The 23,014-nt window shown below is 52.6% G+C and carries 22 protein-coding genes and 1 riboswitch; of the genes, 19 read left to right on the top strand and 3 right to left on the bottom strand.

Annotation, left to right across the window (positions count from 1 at the left end):
• Positions 1–41: 41 nt before the first annotated feature.
• From MHH28_RS16865 to MHH28_RS16810, 12 genes are all read left to right on the top strand, one after another.
• Positions 42–2,108: a peptidoglycan D,D-transpeptidase FtsI family protein gene (locus MHH28_RS16865; RefSeq protein ID WP_405104223.1), complete on the top strand. Its 2,067-nt coding sequence runs from the start codon at positions 42–44 to the stop codon at positions 2,106–2,108.
• 33 nt (positions 2,109–2,141) lie between these two features.
• Entirely contained in the window at positions 2,142–4,244 is a 2,103-nt protein-coding gene (locus tag MHH28_RS16860) for a peptidoglycan D,D-transpeptidase FtsI family protein (protein WP_405104222.1), read from the top strand.
• A 94-nt stretch (positions 4,245–4,338) separates the two neighbouring features.
• Positions 4,339–5,118 (top strand): Cof-type HAD-IIB family hydrolase, encoded by a 780-nt coding sequence (locus tag MHH28_RS16855; protein ID WP_209993170.1) that lies wholly within the window; start codon positions 4,339–4,341, stop codon positions 5,116–5,118.
• A 264-nt stretch (positions 5,119–5,382) separates the two neighbouring features.
• A complete protein-coding gene (locus MHH28_RS16850) occupies positions 5,383–5,868 on the top strand; it encodes a DUF456 domain-containing protein (RefSeq protein ID WP_405104221.1) in 486 nt (161 codons plus the stop codon).
• A gap of 26 nt (positions 5,869–5,894) precedes the next feature.
• The gene (locus MHH28_RS16845) at positions 5,895–7,523 is read left to right on the top strand and encodes a polysaccharide biosynthesis C-terminal domain-containing protein (RefSeq protein ID WP_405104220.1); all 1,629 of its coding nucleotides are present in this window, start codon (positions 5,895–5,897) and stop codon (positions 7,521–7,523) included.
• A 114-nt stretch (positions 7,524–7,637) separates the two neighbouring features.
• Complete coding sequence (locus tag MHH28_RS16840) at positions 7,638–7,982, top strand: thioredoxin family protein (RefSeq protein WP_036722030.1); 345 nt, start codon at positions 7,638–7,640, stop codon at positions 7,980–7,982.
• A gap of 94 nt (positions 7,983–8,076) precedes the next feature.
• On the top strand, positions 8,077–9,012 hold the full coding sequence (locus tag MHH28_RS16835; protein ID WP_405104219.1) for a COX15/CtaA family protein: 936 nt from the start codon (positions 8,077–8,079) through the stop codon (positions 9,010–9,012).
• Between the two features lie 61 nt (positions 9,013–9,073).
• Positions 9,074–10,846 carry a UbiD family decarboxylase gene (locus tag MHH28_RS16830; RefSeq protein WP_405104218.1) on the top strand — a complete coding sequence of 591 codons (1,773 nt, stop codon included), beginning with the start codon at positions 9,074–9,076 and terminating at the stop codon, positions 10,844–10,846.
• Positions 10,847–10,871: 25 nt separating this feature from the next.
• Positions 10,872–11,618 carry a Cthe_2314 family HEPN domain-containing protein gene (locus tag MHH28_RS16825; protein ID WP_405104217.1) on the top strand — a complete coding sequence of 249 codons (747 nt, stop codon included), beginning with the start codon at positions 10,872–10,874 and terminating at the stop codon, positions 11,616–11,618.
• A gap of 91 nt (positions 11,619–11,709) precedes the next feature.
• Positions 11,710–11,845: riboswitch (SAM riboswitch) on the top strand.
• A gap of 101 nt (positions 11,846–11,946) precedes the next feature.
• Complete coding sequence (locus tag MHH28_RS16820; protein WP_405104216.1) at positions 11,947–12,963, top strand: methionine ABC transporter ATP-binding protein; 1,017 nt, start codon at positions 11,947–11,949, stop codon at positions 12,961–12,963.
• Positions 12,963–13,631: a methionine ABC transporter permease gene (locus MHH28_RS16815; protein ID WP_405104215.1), complete on the top strand. Its 669-nt coding sequence runs from the start codon at positions 12,963–12,965 to the stop codon at positions 13,629–13,631. The genes MHH28_RS16820 and MHH28_RS16815 overlap by 1 nt, the downstream gene beginning before the upstream one ends.
• 58 nt (positions 13,632–13,689) lie before the next feature.
• Positions 13,690–14,565, top strand: coding sequence for a MetQ/NlpA family ABC transporter substrate-binding protein (locus MHH28_RS16810; protein ID WP_405104214.1), 876 nt, complete (start codon positions 13,690–13,692; stop codon positions 14,563–14,565).
• Positions 14,566–14,745: 180 nt separating this feature from the next.
• Here the strand turns inward: MHH28_RS16810 and MHH28_RS16805 are convergent, their stop codons facing one another.
• Positions 14,746–14,994: a NifU family protein gene (locus tag MHH28_RS16805; RefSeq protein WP_238653568.1), complete on the bottom strand. Its 249-nt coding sequence runs from the start codon at positions 14,992–14,994 to the stop codon at positions 14,746–14,748.
• Positions 14,995–15,076: 82 nt separating this feature from the next.
• On the opposite strand from MHH28_RS16805, the gene MHH28_RS16800 reads away from it, so the two are divergent.
• Positions 15,077–15,331: a YuzB family protein gene (locus MHH28_RS16800; RefSeq protein WP_063829082.1), complete on the top strand. Its 255-nt coding sequence runs from the start codon at positions 15,077–15,079 to the stop codon at positions 15,329–15,331.
• 49 nt (positions 15,332–15,380) lie between these two features.
• On the opposite strand, the gene MHH28_RS16795 is transcribed toward MHH28_RS16800, so the two are convergent.
• Both MHH28_RS16795 and mqnE read right to left on the bottom strand, forming a co-directional pair.
• Positions 15,381–16,442 carry an NAD(P)/FAD-dependent oxidoreductase gene (locus MHH28_RS16795; RefSeq protein ID WP_405104213.1) on the bottom strand — a complete coding sequence of 354 codons (1,062 nt, stop codon included), beginning with the start codon at positions 16,440–16,442 and terminating at the stop codon, positions 15,381–15,383.
• 77 nt (positions 16,443–16,519) lie between these two features.
• Positions 16,520–17,626 (bottom strand): aminofutalosine synthase MqnE, encoded by a 1,107-nt coding sequence (gene mqnE, locus MHH28_RS16790; RefSeq protein ID WP_405104212.1) that lies wholly within the window; start codon positions 17,624–17,626, stop codon positions 16,520–16,522.
• A gap of 389 nt (positions 17,627–18,015) precedes the next feature.
• On the opposite strand from mqnE, the gene MHH28_RS16785 reads away from it, so the two are divergent.
• The 6 genes from MHH28_RS16785 to MHH28_RS16760 all read left to right on the top strand — a co-directional run bounded on the left by MHH28_RS16785 (position 18,016) and on the right by MHH28_RS16760 (position 22,988).
• Positions 18,016–18,375 carry a HesB/IscA family protein gene (locus MHH28_RS16785; protein ID WP_405104211.1) on the top strand — a complete coding sequence of 120 codons (360 nt, stop codon included), beginning with the start codon at positions 18,016–18,018 and terminating at the stop codon, positions 18,373–18,375.
• Between the two features lie 171 nt (positions 18,376–18,546).
• Positions 18,547–19,146, top strand: coding sequence for a hypothetical protein (locus tag MHH28_RS16780; RefSeq protein WP_405104210.1), 600 nt, complete (start codon positions 18,547–18,549; stop codon positions 19,144–19,146).
• Between the two features lie 284 nt (positions 19,147–19,430).
• A complete protein-coding gene (locus tag MHH28_RS16775) occupies positions 19,431–20,093 on the top strand; it encodes a GntR family transcriptional regulator (protein WP_405104209.1) in 663 nt (220 codons plus the stop codon).
• A gap of 21 nt (positions 20,094–20,114) precedes the next feature.
• Complete coding sequence (locus tag MHH28_RS16770; RefSeq protein ID WP_405104208.1) at positions 20,115–21,275, top strand: amidohydrolase; 1,161 nt, start codon at positions 20,115–20,117, stop codon at positions 21,273–21,275.
• 35 nt (positions 21,276–21,310) lie between these two features.
• A complete protein-coding gene (locus MHH28_RS16765; protein ID WP_405104207.1) occupies positions 21,311–22,354 on the top strand; it encodes a methionine ABC transporter ATP-binding protein in 1,044 nt (347 codons plus the stop codon).
• Positions 22,329–22,988, top strand: a complete 660-nt coding sequence (locus MHH28_RS16760) for a methionine ABC transporter permease (protein ID WP_405104206.1) — start codon at positions 22,329–22,331, stop codon at positions 22,986–22,988. The genes MHH28_RS16765 and MHH28_RS16760 overlap by 26 nt, the downstream gene beginning before the upstream one ends.
• Positions 22,989–23,014: the final 26 nt, after the last annotated feature.

The raw sequence follows: 23,014 nt of genomic DNA, 5'->3' as shown, positions 1-23,014 counted from the left end.
GGATTAGCAGTACTGTAAACCATACAAGGAGAGGACTTGCTGTGAGATGGTTCGGTAAGCCGGGCTCCGGCCCCGGCAATGGAGAGACCCGCAACTACCTGAGCTTACGTATAAATCTGTTTTTTTTCGGCACTTTTTTTATTTTTGTGATCATTATGATCCGGCTTGCGGGACTGCAGTTTGTGGAGAGTCCCGAGCTTAGCGAGGTGGAGGCCAGCCGGGAGACCAAGGATGTTCCGCTTGCGGCGATCCGGGGGACTATTCATGCGGCCGGAGGGGAAAAAATTGCCCATTCCACACCGGTTCAGTCTTTATTCGTTACGTTAACCCAAGAATACACCGCCAAGGTCAAGAATAAGAAGACCGGCGTATATGAACCCACCGCTGAAGCCAAGGCGAATAGGAAGGCGCTGGTGGAGGGGCTGTCATCCATTTTTGAACAATATGGTGATCCTTCTGCGAAGAAGCTGTCCAAGGAAGATATCCTGCTGCTGCTGGACCTTGATTACAGGAAGTCGCTGGGGTATGTCCCGCGTAAGATCAAGGCCGGTCTTACGATGAAGGAAGTGGCCCATCTGATGGAGAACAGGCAGAGCTATCCCGGGATTTCTGTTGTAGAGGAGAGCATCCGCCATTATGACAAGGACACGGTGGCCGTCCAAACGGTTGGTTATATGAAGCAATTCCGTTCTACAGAAACAGGATATAATTTATACAAAAATATCCGCAGCGCCATGAAACAAACGGATGCGGACCCGGGGCTTAGCTACAGGGAAGATGAGTTCGTCGGCATCTATGGTCTTGAACAGCAATACCAGCGTGAGCTTAGAGGGAAGAACGGGTATCAGACCCTCTCTGTGAACGCCCAGAATATGGCCGAGGAGGTTATCGCTTCGGTTCCGCCTGTCAAGGGCAACGATATCTGGATGACCATTAACAAGCAGGTACAGATGAGAACAGAGCAGGCCATTATGGATCAGCTCAACTGGCTGCACCGTAATCCTGTACAGGGGAAGCTTCATAAGGATGCGCTCACCGGCTATGCCGTTGCGATGGAAGTGGATACAGGCAATGTAGTCGCGATGGCCAATATACCGGACTATGATACGAATGTCTGGAACGCCGAGACGCTGTCGCCCGAAGTGTACGAGAAGATTAGGGATAATAATCAGAACGGGACGATTAACGATATTACCTCCGGTGTCTCCGGCAACGGGCTGAAGTCATTAATCTATCTGGGTTCCACGATTAAGCCGTTAAGTGTCTTGATCGGTCTGGAAGAAGGCTTATTCACTACCGGCGATACTTACATGGATAAAGGGATCGCTTATTTCGGTAAGGATAACAGCTCCTCGGTGAAGAACTCCTCCGGCCATGTCCTGGGCCCGCTTAGTCCGGCGAAGGCCATTCAGGAGTCCTCGAATGCTTTTATGGTAGAGTGGGTCGGTAATGCACTGTATAAGAAGTATCCCAAGGAAGGCATTGCTATATGGGACAAATATATGAAGGCATTCGGTCTTGGCGTGTCTACGCAAAGCGGGCTTCCCGGTGAAAGTGCCGGAGTTGCCGAATATCTCGGTACGAAGAAGGCAGGCTCTGCCCAGGCGGCGCTGGTACATGCCTCCTTCGGCCAGAAGGGGAAATACACCGCACTCCAGCTTGCCCAGTATACGGCAACACTTGCGAATGAAGGCGTGCGGATTAAGCCCCAGCTCGTCAGTAAAATTACAGATCCTGACGGGAAGATCGTTAAGCAATTTGGACGGGAAGTCCTGGATAGCATCTCGTTTCACCCTGCTTACTGGAAAGAGATCAAGCGCGGGATGAATACCAAAGTACCGGCTTTTGACGGCTTCCCTTATGACTTCGCCCGCAAGACCGGAACCTCTGAGATGGAAGCCTACGGGAATATCCGCGACAACGGGGTATTCATTGCTTATGCTCCGCGAGAGCATCCTAAGCTTGCAGTGGCCGTGATCATTCCGGAGGGCGGCTTTGGATCGAACAGTGCCGCACCGGTAGCGCGCCGGATCTTTGAAGCCTATGACCTGGAATACGGACTGGATGGAGTTCCCAAGAAGAATGTGCCAGAGTCAAGGGTGGACTAAACGGTTTATTTTGATGTAGAGGAGTGAAAAACTGTGGGTGTTTTCCGAAAGCAGGCCTCCCCCCCGGAAGAGAAGGACAGCAAGAGCTCGCTTGGCCTGCGGCTTAACGTGTTTTTCTTCAGCACGTTTGTTATTTTTTGCGTCATTATTATTCGTCTCGCTGTTATTCAATTTGTTGAGGGACCCACGCTGAGCGAGGTGGAGACTAGCCGGGATACCAAAAGCGTACCCCTCGCCTCCATCCGCGGCGGCATCCGCGCAGCCGCAGGCGAGCAAATTGCCTACTCCACCTCCATTCAATCACTGTATGTTACGCTCACGAAGGAATACACAGCCAAAGTGGTGGATAAGGAGACGGGAATCAGTTCTTTGAAGCCGGAGGCCAGGGCCAATGCTTATGCGCTGGCGAACAATCTGGTTGCGAAATTTGACGAATATGGCGATCCGAACGGCGAGAAGCTGACCGTCAATGAAGTGATTAATTCCCTGGATTTATATTTCAAGAAATATTCGGGCTATATGGCCCGTAAGATCAAATCGGGTCTGACCACCAAGGAAATCGCTTATTTCATGGAACACAAAAGCGAATTCCCCGGCCTTGAGATCGTGGAAGAAGGCGTGCGTCATTATGACAAGGATACCGTTGCCGTGCAGACGGTCGGGTATATCAAGCCCTTCAAATCCTCCAACACGCTCAACATCTACAAGAATATTCAGAGTGCGATGAAGAAGATCAGCGCAGATCCCGGCCTGAATTATAAAGACGATGAATTCGTCGGCTTCGACGGCCTGGAGCTGCAATATCAGCGGGAGCTGCGCGGCAAGAACGGCTATCAGGTCATCTCGGTGAATCCGCAGAACATGGCCGAGAAGGTGGAGGAGGTAGTGCCGCCTGTCAAGGGTAATGATATCTGGATGACGATTGACAAGAATGTTCAGCTTAAGACGGAGCAGGCCATCACCGAACAGATTAATTGGCTGCACCGCAACTCTGTACAGGGCAAGACTCATCCTGACGCCAAGACAGGTTACGCTGTGGCGATGGAAGTCGATACCGGCAATATCGTGGCCATGGCCAGTATGCCGGATTATGATACCAATGTCTGGACAGCGGAGAAGCTGGATTCAGATACCTGGAACAAGATCATGGGCAATTACCAGAACGGGACTATCACCCCATATTCTTCGGGCCTGTCCGGTCATGGATTCGGCTCCACTGTACTGCTCGGTTCCACCATTAAGCCCCTGACGGTGCTGATTGGTCTGAATGAAGGCTTCTTCAGTACCTCCTCTACGTACACTGACAAAGGTATTGCCTATTTCGGTAAGGATGATAAATCCTCTGTCCGAAATTCCTCGGGTCACGTATACGGCCGGATGGGTCCGGCTAAGGCGATTGAAGATTCCTCCAACGTGTTCATGGTGGATATGATCGGTAAGAAGCTCTATGAGCATTACAAGGGTAAGGGCATTGATATCTGGGATAAGTATATGAAGGAATTCGGCTTGGGCGTATCTACGCAGAGCGGTCTCCCTAATGAATACCTGGGACAGATCAACTACACAGATACTAAGGCAGCGGGCAGTGCGCAAGCTGCACTGGTCTATGCCTCCTTCGGACAGCAGGGCCGCTATACGGTGCTGCAGTTAGCCCAGTATGCCTCTACGCTTGCGAATGAAGGGGTGCGCATCAAGCCGCAGCTTGTCAGCAAGATCACGGATTCAGAGGGCAAGGTAGTCAAGCAGTTTGAGCGCGAGGTTCTGGATGAAGTGACGACCTTTGACAAGTCCTTTTGGAGAGAAATTAAAAAGGGCATGAACAGTAAGGTTACCGCCTTCAACGATTTCCCTTATGACTTTGCCCGCAAAACAGGTACATCCCAGCAGCTGGGAAAAGGGCAATTGCGCGATAACGGGGTATTTATTGCCTTTGCCCCGCGTAATAATCCTAAGTTAGCGGTTGCTGTGGTCATTCCGGAAGGCGGATTCGGTTCTAATAGTGCCGCTCCGGTTGCACGTAAAATTTTCGACGCTTATGACTGGGAATACGGGCTGGACGGTGTGCCTAAGAAAAGCCTGAAAACAGCGAACCCAAATGATGGCGCTGCTTCCGGTAATACTCCGGCAACAAACTGATGATATTATAGTCAAGATGGACATGGATTAGCGAGAACACCAAATATACGGTTGCCTTCAAACGAAAGAGCAACCAAGAATGGAGGGGTGGCAAATGACTGCCAAATACCGCCTGCTAGCCTTGGATATGGATGGAACCCTACTGAACGACGAACAGAAGATTACCCCGCTTACGGTGGAATGGATCAAAAAAGCGATGGAGGCCGGTGTACATGTCTGCCTGTCTACCGGACGCTCCTCGCGCAGTGCAATGCCTTATGCTGAACAGCTTGGCCTGAACACTCCGATGATTATGGTCAACGGAAGTGAAGTCTGGCGTGCGCCTCATGAGCTGTACCGCCGGTCCCTGATGGATGTAGAGCTGGTCAAAGAGATGCACAAGATCGCTGAAGAATTCGATATCTGGTTCTGGGCTTACTCCGTAGATGAAGTGTACAACCGGGATAGCTGGGACGGGGAAATTGACAGCAGAGAATGGCTGAAATTCGGCTATTCCACCGAGGATAACGATATCCGTCATAAGCTGCTTATGCGGCTACAGGAGCTGGGCGGGCTGGAGATCACGAACTCCTCGCCGTTCAACCTGGAGATTAATCCGCTGGGCGTCAACAAGGCTTCAGGCATACTTGAAGTCTGCAAGCTGCTGGGCATTAACATGTCCCAGGTTGTTGCCGTAGGCGACAGCCTCAACGACCTGGCAGCTATCCAGCAGTCCGGCTTCGGAGTGGCTATGGGCAATGCGCAGGAAACTGTTAAGCAGGAAGCGGATGCGGTTGTGGCTTCAAACAACGAAGACGGGATCGCGGAAGTGATCCAGAAGTACATCCTCACAGAGGCCGGAACCTCGGCCGGACGCATATCCAAGCAGGCTTAGGCTGAGAGGCGAGTAAAGTGGTTTGGAAAGGTTTAACGTAATACATGAAAAGATAATGACCGTGGGAGTAACGGAGGGGAAGTTTGAGCTGTAGGAGCGTCAGCGACCGCCTTTGTCACCGGATTTCCACCGCTAACTAAATTAAGAAATCTGGTGACAACAGCGGCCGGAAGCCAAAATTCACCGCAGTTACGACCGACACCATTAGAGAATTCCAGATCACATGAGTTTACCTATCGAAACAAACTTAAGGAGTTGAGGGAATTGACAATTCTGGGCTGGATTCTGATCATTGCTTTGTTCGCAATCGGGCTGGCGGGGGCGGTATATCCGATCCTGCCGGGGGCGCTTGCGATTTACCTGGCTTTCTTTGTATATGGCTGGTTCTTTTCCTTCGACTCCTTCGGTCCCTGGTTCTGGATTGCCCAGACGCTGATCGTTGTTGTTCTGTTCATTGCCGATTACGTGGTCGGGGCCTGGGGCGTCAAAAAGTTCGGCGGCTCCCGCGCCTCCGTCATTGGCAGCACCATCGGTCTGATTGCCGGCCCATTTGTGATTCCGGCGTTTGGCCTGCTGATTGGCCCGTTCGTAGGTGCCTTCATCGGCGAGCTGATTGCCGGCGAGAAGGCCGGCAAAGCGGTGAAGGTCAGCTTCGGCGCCCTGCTCGGGCTGTTCAGCAGCACAGTCGTCAAGATTATTCTGCAGATTGTTATGGTCGTCCTCTTCTTTATCTGGATCGGACGGTTTTAAATTTATTGTGAAGAAGGCGAAACAGTTTGTCCACCAAGAAAGAATCCTTTGTCAAAGGCACGCTTATTCTGGCGGCAGCCGCGCTTGTAGCCCGCGTTCTCGGGCTTGCCCAGCGGGTGCCGCTGGAGCATTTATTCAATACAACAGGGAATGCGTCATTTACGATCGCTAATAATGTATATTTGTTGCTGCTGCCGCTGGCGACAGCCGGAATTCCCAGCACACTGAGCAAAATGGTGTCCGAGCGTTACGCGCTGAACCGCCCGCATGAAGCGCAGCAGGTGTACAGGGCCGCTCTCATCTTTGCTGCAATTGTTGGTGTGCTTATGAGTGTGGCGCTGTACATAGCCGCTCCTTATTACGCAGAATACAGTAAGGTTCCCGAGAGTACGCTGGCCATCCGGGCGATTGCTCCGGCGCTGCTGCTGTTCCCCGCAATCGCGATGATGCGCGGGTATTTCCAGGGCCGTAACAATATGATGGCCGGGGGCATTTCACAGATTGTCGAGCAGATTGCCCGGGTATCCACGGCCATTCTGCTTGCGTTCATTCTGCTGCGCCAGGGATACAGTAACACCTGGATGGCGGCAGGTGCATCCTTCGGCAGTGTGCTCGGCAGTATCGGCGCCTTCGGCGTGATGCTGTATTATGCCAGGAAGCTGCGCAACAGCGAGGAGAAGATTGCTCTTTATGAATCCAGTGAAGCACGTCTGCCTCTTCTGAAGATTTACAAGGATATTTTCAAGCTGTCCATACCGATTGTATTATCCTCCGTTACTGTGCCTGTAGTGAACTTTATTGATACTTCTTTTATTGTACCGCTGCTTAGCGGTCAGATCGGGATGGAGCGGGCTACCTGGGCCCTAAGTATCTTCGGCAGCCGTGCACAGAGTGTAGCTGGTATTCCTCCGGTATTGTCGATCGCCCTAAGTGCATCGCTGATTCCGATTATATCTGCTGCTTTCGCCCGCAAAGATGAGCAGCACCTGCAGCGCCAGATCACACTGGCCATGCGGGTGTCCATTCTGACCGGCACACCGGTTGTGCTCTCACTGGTCGTGGCTGCCTATTCCGTTAATGGCCTGCTGTTCAAAACTCTGGACGGCAGCGGCATTGTGGCGATGCTGACGCTCGGTACTATTTTCCAGATTACGATGATGACTACGAACTCGATCCTGCTCGGAATGGGCAAATCGCGGATATCCATGTATTACGTGCTTGTTGGTATCCTCGTGAAGTTTGGTTCTAACTTCTTGTTCAGCCAGTGGTTCGGCATCTATGGCATTATCGGCTCCACAGCCCTGTGTTTCATTGTCATAACGCTGCTTAATCTGCGGATGCTCAAAAAAATCGTCCCCTTCGCCATTCTCGGCAAACGCTGGGGAGGCTTCTCCATTGCGGTCCTGGCCTCGGCAGGCATCGGCTATGGTCTGAATGAAGCAGGCCTATTGATGACTAATCTGATGCCGGCTCGTCTGGCCTTCCTGATTACCTGTCTGGTAGTTGGAGCGGCAGTCGTGATCGTCTATCTGGTTCTCCTGATTATTCTGGGCGTACTCAGCAGCCAGGAGATTGCCGGTTATCCCCGTCTGCTGCGCAAGGTGCTGGGTCCTCTGATGAAATTGCAGCCGGCCCGTATACGCGCTGGTGAATAATGATATGACTATTGTCTTGATTTGTCATTATTGTTTGACTTATTCCGTACATTTTGATTCACTTAAAGAGCAAGCTTCGTGTGGAACTTTCTGATAGAAGGGAATGGTCAATTGATGGACAAAATCAGCTCGCCTGCCCAGTTCCAGGTAGCAATTCAGTCTCCGCGCCTGACGGTGGCAGTCTTCAAGGCAGATTGGTGTGTGGATTGCAAATTTATTGATCCGTTCATGCCTGATGTGGAACAGAAATATGCTGAGCGTCTTACCCTGGTCGAAGTGGATGTCGATGCCGTAGGCGATGTCAGCCAGGAACAGAATATACTGGGCATTCCTAGCTTTGTCGCGTACACTGATGGACGGGAACTGGTCCGGTTTGTGAACAAGCTCCGGAAGTCCCGGGAGGAAATTGAGAAGTTCCTTGATACGGCGCTGGACGTTTATCTCAGCATTCACAAGTAATTCCGCAGCACCGCTTTCGCCCTATCCGAGCAGAAGCGGTGCTTTTTTTCTATTCTTTGACGCTACTCATTCCTATACAATACGGGTGATATTATTGACGACACTTCAATTAAAATGGCTCAGCTATCTGACCTGTCTCATTATGTTCATGGCGCTGTTCGGCGGGGTTGTGGTGACCAAGACCGGTTCGGGACTGGAGTGCGGAAATCAGTGGCCGCTGTGCCACGGGAAGCTGATTCCAGCCTATACGATCGGCTCTCTGATTGAATATACCCACCGCTTGTTCAGCGGCCTGGCTGGCCTGCTGTCCCTGGCTTCCATGGTTGCCTTCTGGCGTTATGCCAGGCACCGTAAAGATCTGCTGGCCTATGCCCTGCTGACCCTGATCTTCGTCATCGTTCAGGGCGGAATGGGAGCGCTTGCGGTAGTCAAATCGCAGTCTGCTGCGGTTATGGCCCTGCATATGGGGTTCTCGCTGATTGCCTTCGCCGGTTCCCTGATGCTGGCACTTGGGACCAGACGGTCATTCGCCCCCGGAGGGGACCGCAGCACGGAAAGCCCCCAAGTCCGTGTCGCCTTCCGCAACTTAACATGGGTTACTGCAGTATATTCATATATCGTGGTCTATATGGGGGCCTACGTAAGCCATACCAGCTCACAGGGCGGTTGCTCCGGCTGGCCGCTGTGTAACGGAGAATGGATTCCGGAGATGAGCGGCGGAGTCGGGGTCGTATTTATGCACCGGATTGCAGCGGCGATTCTATTCCTGCTGACTGCTGTGCTGGGTCACCTGGCCTTCTGGAAGCATAAGGAGCTGCCTGAGCTGAGAGCTCTGGGAGTGGCGGCGGTTCTGCTGTGCCTGATGCAGGTATTCAGCGGAGCGGCTGTGGTATACACGCTAAATAATGAACGATTGTACATATTTGCTGCGTTGTCCCATATTGTGCTGATCTCCGGGCTTTTTGGGGTTCTGTGCTATATGAGTGTGAGGGTCTGGCAGTTAAGCGGAGCTGGCAGGGGCAGCAAGTGATAAGCAAACGGCAACGGGGGACGGGATAAGCATAAGGTCCTGTTTGAGGAGGAACGCTATAGTGCGATACAGTAACTTACGACAATGGATTGAGCAGCTCCGCAGGGATAAGGATCTGGCAGTGATTGATACGCCGGTTAATCCTTATCTGGAGCTTGCCGAAATCCACCGCCGGGTGGTGCAGGAGGAAGGCCCGGCACTGCTCTTCACGAATGTGCAAGGAACACCGTTCCCGGTCGCTACGAATCTGTTCGGTACCGTCCGGCGCGTGAACAAGGCCTTCGGGACAAGACCGGAGCAGCTGCTGAAGTCGCTGACCCTGGCGATGGAGCAGTTGATTCCACCTTCAGCCGCCGGCTTATGGCGGGAGAAGACGGTGCTGCTTGAGCTGCTGCGGGCAGGCATCAAGAGCATACCGCAAGGAGAAGCTCCGGTACTCGGTGTCTGCAGCAGCAGTGATCCGCTGAAGGAGCTGCCCCGGATTACCGCCTGGCCCAAGGATGGCGGGGCATTCCTCACGCTTCCTCTGGTCTATACGGAGAATATCACCAACCCCAAGGATCATAATCTCGGCATGTACCGGATTCAGATGTATGACGACAGCACGGCGGGTCTCCACTGGCAGATTCATAAGGGCGGCGGATTCCATCACTCGCAGGCAGAGCTTCTCGGGGAGACTCTGCCGGTGTCGGTCTTCATCGGCGGGCCGCCGGCCCTGATTGCTGCGGCAGTGGCTCCGGTCCCGGAACGGATACCGGAGCTGCTGCTGGCCTCGCTGATGCTGGGCGGCAAGCTGCCCATGGTGCAGGACCCCTTGGGCGGGCACCGTATTCCGGCTGAAGCGGAATTCTCGATCCGGGGACGTGTGTCTCCGCTGGAGCGGAGAGCGGAAGGGCCGTACGGCAGCCAGTCCGGCTACTATTCCATGCAGCATGAGTTCCCGGTCATGCATGTTCAGCGGATGTGGCACCGCAAAGATGCCATCTATCCAGCGACCATTGCCGGTAAGCCGCGCCAGGAGGATTATTATCTGAAGGATTATTTGCAGCGGCTGCTCTCTCCGGCCTATCCTCTGCTGATCCCTTCGGTCAAAGCGTTGTGGACCTACTCCGAATCCGGTTCGCATTCACTGACCTCGGCGGTTGTAAGGGAAAGCTATCCGCGCGAGTATATGGTATCAGCATTTCGTATTCTGGGGGAAGGACAGCTCTCCTTAACCAAATTCCTTCTGCTGACTAATGTTCAGGTGGAGCTTACCGATTTCCCCAAGCTGCTGGAAACGGTACTTGAGCGCTTCAACCCGCAGTCGGATCTGACGATCTTTGCCAATACCTCCATGGATACGCTGGATTATACCGGCCGCAAGCTGAATCATGGCAGCAAGGCGGTGATGGCGGGCATCGGCAGCCCGGTCCGGCAGCTGCCGCGGACTTATACAGAGGGGCTGCTTCCATCAATCACCGCTGCTGTGCCTTATTGCGGAGGATGTTTAGCCGTTTCCGGTGCATCCTATGAAGAGGACCCGGAGCTGCCGGAGCGGCTGGCGGCTGCCTTCAAGGAGCGGGAGACCGCCTGGCCGCTGATTGTGCTGGTCGATCAGGCGGAGGAGGCGGTAAGCACGCAGACCTCCTTCCTGTGGACCGTATTCACCCGCTTCAATCCGGCGGATGATATTTATTCGGCGGCCGGGGTACACCGGGGCAGTGTCAGCTATACGCAGCCGATCATTATAGATGCCCGGATGAAGCCGGGATACCCGGAGGAGCTGGCTGTGAGCGAGGATATTGCGAAGTGGGTAGACCGGGGCTGGAGCCGTTATTTTCCTCTGGCGTAGAAGTGAACTTTAAGGGGGTCAAAATATGCTGCGGACGTTACTTGGAGAGCCGCCCCGCGTGAACAGCGGTGTGCTGGCTGAAGCTATGGAGTCCATGGCGAAGGCTGCCTCCGTGCTGCGCAAGGAGATGGCGGCGCATGAAGACCATGACCATGAATACCGCAAGCTGGAGATCTGGACACGCGGCCTGATCTCCTCTCTGGATGAGCTGGAGCAGAGCTGGTTCGCAGCCGCCTTTTTCCGGAAGTCAGTGATTGCCGGTTATATGGATGATATGTCGTCCACGGAGCAGGGGGAGTACGCCAGATATGTGTATTTCTACAAGGATGGCTTCATCCGTGTCTTCTCTTTGCTGGACAAGCTGGGCACGGTGCTGAATAATGTGTACAATCTCAACACAGGCAAGGTCAAGGCACATTTCTCCTACTTCACGGTGCTGCGGCAATTCCAGCTGCTTCAGGCGCATCATCCGCTGGCGGATGAGCTGGACAGAATCCGCAATTCCTATCGGGAGCCGGTGGAGAATCTGCGCAAGCGGCGCAATGCCGAGATCCACTACATGAATGCGGAGATGACCGACGATCTCTGGCAGCGTCACCAGGGGCTGCATGACAAGATCCGTCTGGAGGATCTCGACAGCCACCTGGAGGATTTGAAGCAGAGTCTGGAGATGGTATGCCAATCCCTGGCGGCCGCATTCAGGTACGGCAATGAACAATGGCACAAGAATCAAGCGGCCGCAGGCCCGAAATCCGGACATGCCCATCCGTAAAAACTTACCTTTGACAAAAAACTCGAAACTGAATATACTTAGGCATACATTAGCTTCTGACATGACACGGAATATATAACTTCATACTATGATCTTATCGAGAGCGGCGGAGGGATAGGCCCGATGAAGCCCGGCAACCGGTTTGAATACAGCGAAGCGCTGCATCCAAATGTCATGGTGCTAATTCCTACAATGCCGCCGGTTCCGGGGGTTTTGGCAGATGAGAAGGCATTGTCATTATACACACAGGGCCTCTTGCGATCTGCATGGATCGTAGGGGGTCTTTTTTCTGCAATGTTTAGGTTAGAACAGAAGGGGGACGCAGAGGTTGATAGAATTGAAGGATATAACCAAAGTGTACGGCAAAGGCAGCAAGCAGGCGATTGCACTCTCTGCACTAAGCCTGTCGATCAAGAAGGGCGAGATCTTCGGGGTGATCGGTCACTCCGGGGCCGGCAAAAGCACGCTGATCCGCTGCATTAATCTGCTGGAACGTCCGACTGCGGGCGAAGTGTGGGTGGACGGTGTGGAGCTGACAGCACTCAGCCAGGGGCAGCTCCAGGAGCAGCGGCGCAAGATCGGGATGATTTTTCAGCATTTCAATCTGCTCTCATCGGCTACAGTCTATGATAATATCGCGTTTCCGTTGCGGCTGATCGGAGCCTCCAGGAGTGAGATTGAACAAAAGGTTAAGGATCTGCTCACCCTGGTCGGATTGGAGGAGCACAGGAATAAGTACCCGGCCCAGTTATCCGGCGGACAGAAGCAGCGTGTCGGGATTGCCCGGGCTCTGGCGAGTGATCCGGACGTTCTGTTATGCGATGAAGCGACCTCGGCGCTTGATCCGCAGACGACAGACTCCATACTGCGCCTGCTGATGGATATCAACCGCAGATTCCATCTGACCATCGTGCTGATCACCCATGAAATGCATGTGATTCAGAGCATTTGCGACCGCGTGGCGGTGATCCATGGCGGCGGCATCGTCGAGCAGGGCGAGGTGGCCCAGGTATTTCTGAAGCCGAAGCATGAGGTGACCAAAGAATTCATCCGCAGTGAGACCCAGTCGGAGGGGCCGCTCCGGCAGGCGATTGACGCTGTGCATACAGGCTATACGAAGGCCGTGAAGATCACTTTTCTCGGGCACAAGACTTACGAATCCACGCTCTCCCAGGTGGTTCAGGGGACAGGCGTCCACTTCGCGATTCTCCATGGCACCATCTCTACGATCAAGGATGTTCCTTACGGACAATTGATTGTCCGGTTTGAAGGAGCTGCTGATGCCGTGGATACTACGCTGACGGAGCTTATAGCCCAAGGTCTTGATGTGGAGGTGATTTCCTGATGGGCGGACTGGATTTTAATAAGATTGATTGGTCAGAAATGCTCGATGCAACGGTGGCTACACTTAACATGGTAGTTATTTCAGGAATATTCACAATTATCCTTGGTTTACCGCTCGGAATTATGCTATATTTATGGGGAAGATCAAATAACGTTATTATCAGAGCTGTTTACTCGGCATTATCGTTCATCGTAAATATCCTGCGCTCCGTTCCGTTCATCATTCTAATGGTGGCTCTGATTCCGCTCAGTAAGATCATTATGGGCACCTCCATCGGTGTGCGTGGAACCATTCTGGCACTAGTGGTCGGTGCGGCTCCCTTTTTCGCCAGGCTGGTGGAAACGGCGCTGCGGGAGGTTGACCGGGGAATTATTGAAGCGGCGCAGGGCATGGGGGCTTCCACAGGGCAGATCGTGATGCGCGTCTTGCTGCCGGAGGCTCGTCCGGGCTTGCTTGCCGGAATAACCATTACTGTAGTGACCCTTGTCTCGTATACTGCCATGGCGGGATTTATTGGTGGCGGCGGTCTGGGGGATCTGGCGATCCGTTACGGCTATTACCGTTATGAGAAGGAAGTTATGATTATCTCAGTGGCACTGATAGTGATTCTAGTGCAGCTGCTGCAAATGGCCGGCGACCGGCTGGTAAAATATTTTACACGGAAATAAGGTACGTCCACATATAGCCTTATTCAATAAAACATATGGATTAGAGGGGGATTTACAGATGAAAAAAGTACTGCTTACATTATTCAGCCTGACCTTGATATTGGTGCTTGCCGCTTGCGGGAACAACAAGGCGAATAACGCCGCGAATTCTGCTGCAACAACAGCACCTACGGAAGCTGCTGGTGCAGAAGCGACTACAGAGCCTGCGGCAGAACCGGTAACCCTAGTGATTGGTGCCTCTGCTGTACCGCATGCGGAAATCCTCAAAGCGATTGCGCCGCAGCTTGAAGCCCAAGGCATTAAGCTGGAGATCAAAGAATTCTCGGATTATATCCTGCCGAATACACAGCTTGCCGAGAAGCAGCTCGATGCGAACTTCTTCCAGCACAAGCCTTACCTGGATGATCAGAACACCAAGAACGGCACAGATCTCGTATCTGTAACCGCTGTTCATGTTGAGCCATTTGGCGCTTATTCCAAAAAGATCAAATCGATTGACGAGTTGGCAGAAGGTGCCAAGGTTGCCATTCCGAATGATGCAACTAATGGAGGACGCGCATTGATTCTGCTGGCGAAGAACGGACTGATCAAGCTGAAGGACGATACGAATATTGCTTCGACCAAAGCGGATATCACCGAGAATGCCAAGAAGCTGGATATCATTGAGCTGGATGCTGCGATGCTGCCCCGTCAGCTGGATGAAGTGGACCTGGCGCTGATTAACACCAACTTCGCCCTGGATGCCAAGCTGTCTCCAACGAAGGATGCGTTGTTCATCGAAGGCGGGGACTCCCCGTATGCCAACCTGCTGGTAGCCCGTCCTGACAATAAGGATTCCGATGCGATTCAGAAGCTGGCAGCAGCGCTGACATCCCCGGAAGCGAAGGCGTTCATCGAGAAGCAGTATGAAGGTGCCATTGTTCCGGCATTCTAAGGCTGACCATAGAAGCTGAATATTCCAATGAGACCAGAAGAAGCCCGGTAGCCAGAGATGGCTGGCGGAGCGGCTTCTGGTTTTTTGAATAGCCCAATGGTTGATCCTTAAGGCGAAATCCACTATAATAAAAAAAATCCCGGCCTCTTCTCGGAGGCCGGGATGGTTTATGAAACGGGATTAGAATACTTGGATGACTTCTTCCACGCCTTCTACTTCTTCAATCAGGGCGCGTTCGATCCCGGCTTTCAGCGTGATCGTGGAGCTTGGGCAACTGCCGCATGCACCCATAAGCTTCAGCTTGACGATGCCGTCTTCAACATCAATCAGTTCCACGTCACCGCCATCGCGCTGCAGGAACGGACGAAGTTTATCAAGGACTTCCAGTACTTCATCGTACATGGTTGCGCTTTGAACATTCTCACTCATTTCTCAATCACTCCTTTCGTATGTTTATTATAGTACAAAAAGTTAAAAAATAAAATGGTTAAGGCAGAATAGGGAGATCATCATGCGACCAATTATAGAATTCTGTGCCAGCAACATCGGGCATGGCACTGAACCGCTCAAGCTTAAGCTGGAACAAAACCCTGAATATGATGTAGTGGAGTACGGCTGTCTGAACAACTGCGGAGAGTGCTATCTCCAGCCTTTCGCCATGGTTGACGGGGAGATCATCGAAGCTGATTCCCCCGCTGCCCTGGAAGAGGCGATTGAGGCCGCTATACGAGAGGCGGAGGCCTGGGACAACCTGGAGATTGACTAATCCGGGATAAAGGCTAAGACCGGATTGCTGCCCGCTCCGGCGGCTGAATTCACCCGAAATGGCGTTTGGACATCCACAGGACGCCGCTCTTCAGCAGGCGCGGAACCCGGCCCATGACGGAGCGGCGGCCCATCAGGCCGAAGCCGGCATTTTTGCCGAGTGAACCGAGAGTGCCCTTCAGCTTAATCTTATGCAGCTTCGGGGTCTCCCCCAGCCATAGCGCCTGAATAATCTGGCCGACCTGCTCGCCCTGGGCACCTGCCGCCTGTGCACTGGGGGCGAAGGGCAGGCTGGCACAGTCCCCGATCACATACACTTCAGGATAATCGGCTAAATTGTAATATTTCCCGACAATGAGCCTGCCTCCCCGGTCCTTCGGAAGCTCAAGCTGCTGTACGGCCTTCACCGGCTGAATGCCGGCCGTCCATACTGTAACATCGGCCGGAATGGCCTGAGTGCCATTGAAGATGGCATCCTTTTCTACATGGGAGACCGATACCCGGCCTATGGTCTCCACCTGATGCTCACTGAACCATTCCTCGACATACCTGGACAGCTTGACCGGAAAAGAGGACAAAATACGTTCTCCCCGGTCCATGAGGGAGATATTCAGATCGGGCCGGCTCTCCCGCAGCTCCGAGGCAATCTCGACACCGCTCAGCCCTCCGCCGACAATGTTCACGGTCCCATAAGGCTTCACATCGTTCAGCCGGCGGTAGGTTTCCCGGGTTCCGGCGAAGCTCTGTATACTGCAGGCATGCTCTTCGGCTCCCGGAATGTTATGGTAATTATCCGTACAGCCGAGGGCAATCGCCAGGATATCATAGGCTATCGGCTCCCCGGAATCGAGCAGGACTACCCTGCTCTCCAGATCAATGGAGCCCACCTGCCCGTAACGTACGGTCAGGCGGGGGTGTACCGGGAATTGAATCCGCAGATGATAATCCGTGACTGTGCCTGCGGCCAGTGCATAATATTCCGTCTTGATCCCCTGATATGGCATCCGGTCCACCAGAACGATTTCCACATCAGGCGGGAGATGATTATTAAGCAATTGCGAAATGAGGGCAAGACCGCCGTAGCCGCCGCCCAGGACAAGTAGGGTTCTCATGCGAACAGATCTTCCTTTCGGGTACGTAATGGACAAGGCAGTTCTGCGTGTACAGGCTGAGGTTCGATTCAGCTTACTTATTCGTATACTTTGATCTCGTTATAGAACGTATCCCGTTCAACAGGAATCCGTCCCGCACCCTTCACGAGCCAGATCAGCTCATCCCGGGTCAGCCCCTCCGGTGTCAGCGCGCCGGCAGCGTGGCTGATCCGTTCCTTGAGGATGGTGCCGTGCACATCAGAGGCTCCGAAGCTAAGAGCTACCTGGGTCAGCTGGGCCCCGATATTAATGAAGTACGCCTTGATGTGGTCGAAGTTGTCCAGCATCAGACGGCTGACCGCAATGGTCTTGAGGTCCTCATAAGCGGAGTTGCGGCGCATAATGCCGGCATTCTTGTTCTTGGGCTGCATGGACAGCGGAATGAATACCATGAATCCGCCGGTCTCGTCCTGCAGGTCACGAATTTGCAGCATATGGCGGATGCGGTCCTCGCGGGATTCAATCGATCCGTACAGCATCGTGGTATGGGTCTTCATGCCAAGGTGATGGGCCGTGCGGTGCACCTCGAGATATTCCTCGACGTTGGCTTTATCAACGCGCATTTTTTTGCGGTACTGGTCAGACAGAATCTCTGCCCCTCCACCAGTCAGGGTCTTCAATCCGGCGGCGCGCAGCTGCTCCAGCACTTCACGGATGCTGAGTCCGCTGATGCGGGTGAAGAAGTCAATCTCTGCCGCTGTGTAGGCCTTAAGAGTAACCTCCGGGAAATGCTCATTCAGAGCCCGCAGCGAATCAACATAGTACTGGAAGGGCACATTATCATTATGGCCGCCTACAATATGGAACTCGCGCACGCCGGGATGAATATGCTGCTTCACATACTCCACCATCTCCTGGCCGGAGAGGGTATAGGCTCCTTCTTCGCCTTCATCCTTGCGGAAATTGCAGAAGGCGCAGCGGGATTCGCAGACATTGGTGAAATACAGACTCATATTCTCAATAAAATAGACTTTATTCCCGTTCTTTCGCAGATTGACCTCATTCGCGAGCTGTCCGATCGTTAACAAATCGTTGCTCTCATATAAATAAACGCCGTCTTCCAAATTCAATCGTTCTCCGCCGCGAACCTTCTCAATGATGTTCGCCATCCGGGCATCCGTGTGGGGTGTAATAAGAGTAGACATATAATTTCCTCCTGAAGGTTGGCGAGGCGACTGCATCGCGTAATCGTGTACCTGAGAATATCCGGCAACAGGCCGGCATTATAAATAGAGGTCTGCTGCAACCCCCGTGACAATTTTCTGAATTTTTTTTGGTTATCGCTTTTCTCATTATAAACCTCTCCCGGGGGGGGGAGCAACCGCCAGAAACTGCGGGCCTTCCGGTACAAATCGCCTAATTGCGCCCGGTTTGCGACTTGAGGGCAGAAGAATAGTGGAGTATACTGATTTTAAGCACGGATGAAAATGATATACATCATACGCATTCATTCTCTGCCCGGCATTGATTTCATTACGATACAGCCGGAAGGCTGGTTGATTCCAATACAATGAACCCTAAGGAGGTTGTAATTATGATTAACATAAGTGAGACAGCGGCAGGCCAATTGAAGACTATGCTGGCGGCGCAGGAAGTGCCTGATATGTTTCTCCGTCTGGGCGTAACCGCCGGGGGCTGCAGCGGCTTCTCTTACGCTATGGGCTTCGATGATACCGAGACTGAGCAGGACGTCTACATGGACGTTGCAGGTCTGAAGGTGGTCGTCAGCAAAGACGATCTCCGTTACCTCAACGGCCTGGAGATTGACTTCGAAGAATCCGGCATGACCGGCGGCTTCACCATCAACAACCCTAACGCTAGCGCTACATGCGGCTGCGGCTCCTCGTTCCGCACGAAGGAAGAAGCGGGGAATCCGGCGGCGGAGCCTTGCTAAGCCTGTAAATGCTGAATTATTGATAAAGTAAGCGTGGATTGTTGTCTCCGAAACCTCTTAATTATGTATGGTGCAAACTGTACTTATTAGGAGGTTGTTTTGTGTTGACTTAAACCATTATATGTTAAAATATAGTGATGTAATAATTAATGGATATGAGAGGTGGTTAAGATGATACGAATGCCGTTTGAACGTCCAACAGAGCATTATGATGAACGAATTATTGATATTGATAAAGAAATTTGCTCTTTGATCAAGAAGAGAAAGGAGGTCTCGGATAATAATCCAGGATTTCCTCCGTTTGAATATATTTCTAAATGGTCAGAGGAACACGGGCTTTATGAGGGATTCTTGATGTCGATGTTTGGAAATATGATGAATGAAGAACAGTATAAACCGACGATTGAACCAACCGGATTTAGACAACACATTGCAATTCTGAAGTCAGTCGTGATAGGTGATCGATTCTATACTTTAACTTCTATGAAGCAATACACAAATGCAAGTGTATTAACACTAAATATAGATTGGGACAATGAGCCGGAAATGGATTCCAAATCCCATCAGCATAGCCATTACGAACTAAATATTAATGACCAATATGACTGCCGAATGATTAATGGTGGGAGCAGATCTGATCATGCATCCTATAAATACGTGATTTCTCCACCCTTACCTGATGAGATTTCGGAAATCCAATTTAGGTTCAAAGAATATAGCTACCCTTTCAACAAGAGTGAGACAGGTGATGAGATCGTATTTGAAACTTAGTAAGATGAATAGCCCTCCTGAAGGTGTTAGCAATACCCGACATCTTCAGGAGTTTTTTTTGTCCAATTAATGTCGATTATTGATTCCCCTATAAAACATACTTGACTAGTGGGGATAATGGGATTATAGTATGAAAAAAGCTTGATTACACAGTGAGATTTTCAACCTTAACTTTCATTTTATCTTGAATATCTCTCATCTTTAATAATTGTATACAATTATACAGTTATCGATATTACCGTTAAAAGCGACCCGCAAACGGATAGCGAGGAGCCATAAATTCTATGGAAATGCGTTCACGAAGATTGTCGAAGGATAATACCTACTATGCACTGAAGCAAAAAATAATAGACAGTGAGCTGGAGCCGGATCAGCCGGTCAACGAAGAGAATCTGGCGGCTCTCCTTGGGGTTAGCCGTACTCCGTTAAGAGAAGCGATCCAGCGGCTGGAGAATGAGGACTTCCTGGTGCGCCAGCCCAACGGCAGGCTGCGGGTAGCTCCCTTAACGCTCAAGGAGGTCGAAGAGATCTTCCAGATCCGCAGTATGCTTGAAGGCCATATCGCCAGAAGCGCTGCCAGGAACGCTACGATCAAGGATATTCAGCGGTTAACGCTGATTCTGGAGAACCTGAAGCAATCCTTCCAGCTGGGGGATCAGCAGGATGTGGTATCCTACGGCTTCGAATTTCATGATTACTTGTGGGAGATCAGCGAACTGAAGACTTTTGAGAAGGTGCTTAATCAATTAAGGGACCGTTCCCTCCGTTATTGCCGATATGTCTCGCTGCACGGGGACTGGAATACGCAGGCGGACGAGGAGCATCTGGTGATTCTGCAGCGGATCGTTGCCAGGGATGAAACAGGGGCGGAGCAGGCGATGCGGGAGCATATCTTAAGCAGTCTCGCAACGGCGCTGGAGCGGATTAGAGGAATTGAACACACATAACGAAGGGAGATTGGCAGGCCTATGAGACCACAGCATGAGACGGAAGAAGCACTGGCAGCACGGTTAACCGGAGTGCGGAGGAACCTGCACCGTGAACCGGAGCTAAGCTATCAGGAATATAGAACGACAGAGAAGCTGCGTGCATGGCTTACAGAAGAGAATATAAAGGTCTTGGATCTCCCTTTGGAGACCGGACTTATAGCCGAGATTGGACAAGGTGACGGCAGCATAGTAGCGATCCGCTGCGATATCGATGCCCTGCAGATTGAGGAGCAGACGGGCCTGCCGTTCGCCTCAGAGATTCCGGGAGTCATGCACGCCTGCGGGCATGACTTCCACACCGCTGTCATCCTGGGTGCGGCCAGCCTGCTGAAGCAGCGTGAGCATGAGCTGCCGGGCAGAGTCAGAATCCTGTTCCAGCCGGCCGAAGAAACGGGGCATGGTGCGGAAGGCGTGCTGGCCTCCGGGGGGCTGAACGGGGTAGAAGCTATATTCGGATTACATAATTCACCGGACCTGCCTGTTGGGGCGTTCGGCACAAGAACGGGTGCTCTAACGGCGGGGGTAGACCGCTTTGAGATAACAGTGCAAGGGGGCGGCGCTCACGCAGCTACACCGGAGAAAGGCGTTGACACCATTGTTACCGCCGCGCAGATCATTACGATGCTGCAAACCGTAGTCAGCCGCCTTAATAATACACAAGAGCCGGTCGTGCTCAGTGTGACCCGGATCAACGGGGGCTTCACCTGGAATGTCCTGCCGGAGAAGGTGGAGCTGGAAGGCACAGTACGTACCTATAATGAAGAGATCCGTAGCAGCATCCCGGCCCAGATGACGCGGATCATTGAAGGGATTGCAGCCGCTGCCGGAGCAGAGGCGAAGCTGCACTGGTATCCCGGCCCGCCGGCCACCATTAATCACGGGGAATGGACAGACTTCACCAAAGAGGTGGCTGCACAATCAGGCTATGAGGTGCATGATATTCCGCCGCAGATGGGCGGAGAGGATTTCGCCTATTATTTGCAGCAGGTCCCGGGTGCTTTTGTGAACATCGGCACCGGCCCGAACCCTGCGCTGCATCATCCCCGCTTCGATGTCGATGAGGCGGCCATTCTGCCGGCGGCCAAGTATTTCGCTCTGCTGGCCGAAGAGGCGCTTGCGAAGCTGAAGCAGCAGGCTTGAATCGCAAATTTACCAGATGATTGAGGGGAACAACCATGATTGAACTACGGAATGTGTCCAAGACATTCACCCGCAAAGAGGTGAAGATTGAAGCGTTGAAGGGGATTAGCCTGAAGGTGGAGAAGGGCGATATCTTCGGGGTCATCGGCTACAGCGGCGCCGGAAAAAGCACGCTCATCCGCCTGGTCAATTACCTGGAACGGCCGTCTGAGGGCCAGGTACTGGTAGACGGACATGATCTGGGTGCGTACAGCGACAAAGAGCTGCGGGCAGCCAAGAAAAACATCGGCATGATTTTTCAGCATTTTAACCTGCTGGAGTCCAAAAAGGTGTTCGACAATGTGGCTATTCCACTAGTCCTGCTGAAAAAGAGCAAGGCGGAGATCCGCAAGCGGGTGGAGGAGCTGCTCGAATTCGTCGGATTAAGTGATAAGGCCGGAAGCTATCCGAGCGAGCTGTCAGGCGGACAGAAGCAGCGGGTCGGGATTGCCCGGGCGCTGGCCTCGAATCCTTCGATACTATTGTGCGATGAAGCCACCTCGGCCCTCGACCCGCAGACGACACAGTCCATTCTGCAGCTGCTCAAGCGGATCAATGCGGAATACAACATCACGGTGATGATCATCACGCATGAGATGTCGGTGATTCAGGAAATCTGCAACAAGGTAGCCGTGATGGAAGAGGGGCGGATTATCGAGCAGGGCAGCGTGCTGGATGTGTTCGGGGAACCGAAGCATAAGACCACGCAGAATTTCGTCAAGACCGTCATTCAGAACAGCATGACCGCAAGCGTCCGCAGAACTCTGAAGACAGAGCAGGGGAGCCGGGTGTATAAGCTGAATTTTGCCGGGGAGAGCGCCTCTGAGCCTGTGCTGTATGAGATTATCCGGTCCTATGGTGTTAAGGTCAACATCCTGTTTGCGAATACGACAGAGATTCAAGAGACGACGCTCGGCACGATTATCGTGCAACTGCAGGGTGATCCGGCCCAGATGGAAGCGGCCCTGGATTACATGAAGCAGCATGAGGTCCGCGTAGAGGAGGTGAAATCCTATGTTCTCGACATCGATCACAAGTGAGCAATTCCTGAAGGCGATTATCGAAACGATTCAGATGGTGGGTGTCTCTCTTTTTGTAGGGTCGCTTCTGGGGGTTCCCCTCGGCATCCTGCTGGTCATTACCCGTCCAGGCGGTGTGCTGGAGAATAAGGCGCTCTATACCGCACTCAATCCGGTGATCAATATCATCCGTTCGCTTCCGTTCATTATCTTACTCGTTGCTATCATTCCGGTAACACGGGCAATTGTTCATACCTCGATTGGAACCAGTGCCGCCATTGTTCCGCTTATTATCTACATCGCACCTTATATCGCACGGCTGGTAGAGAATTCGCTGCTGGAGGTCAATCCGGGCATTCTTGAGGCTGCGGAAGCTATGGGAGCTACACCGTTACAAGTCATATGGTACTTCCTGCTGCCGGAAGCGATCGGCTCGTTAATTCTCTCCCTGACCACGGCGACCATCGGACTCATCGGGGCAACTGCAATGGCCGGAACTGTAGGGGGCGGCGGGGTCGGTGATTTGGCTATCGTGTACGGCTATCAGCGGTTTGACAAGGTGGTCATGGTCGCTACCGTTATTATTCTCATCATTCTGGTGCAGGGGATTCAATCGCTCGGCAACACCTTGGCACGCAAAATCCGCCGTTATTAGACTATTACATTTAAAGGAGACCGGCA

The sequence above is a fragment of the Paenibacillus sp. FSL K6-1217 genome (assembly GCF_045040735.1).
In the GTDB taxonomy this organism is placed as follows: domain Bacteria; phylum Bacillota; class Bacilli; order Paenibacillales; family Paenibacillaceae; genus Paenibacillus_AQ.
Note: the sequence above shows the minus strand (reverse complement) of the source record. Positions and strands in the feature narration are given on the sequence as shown.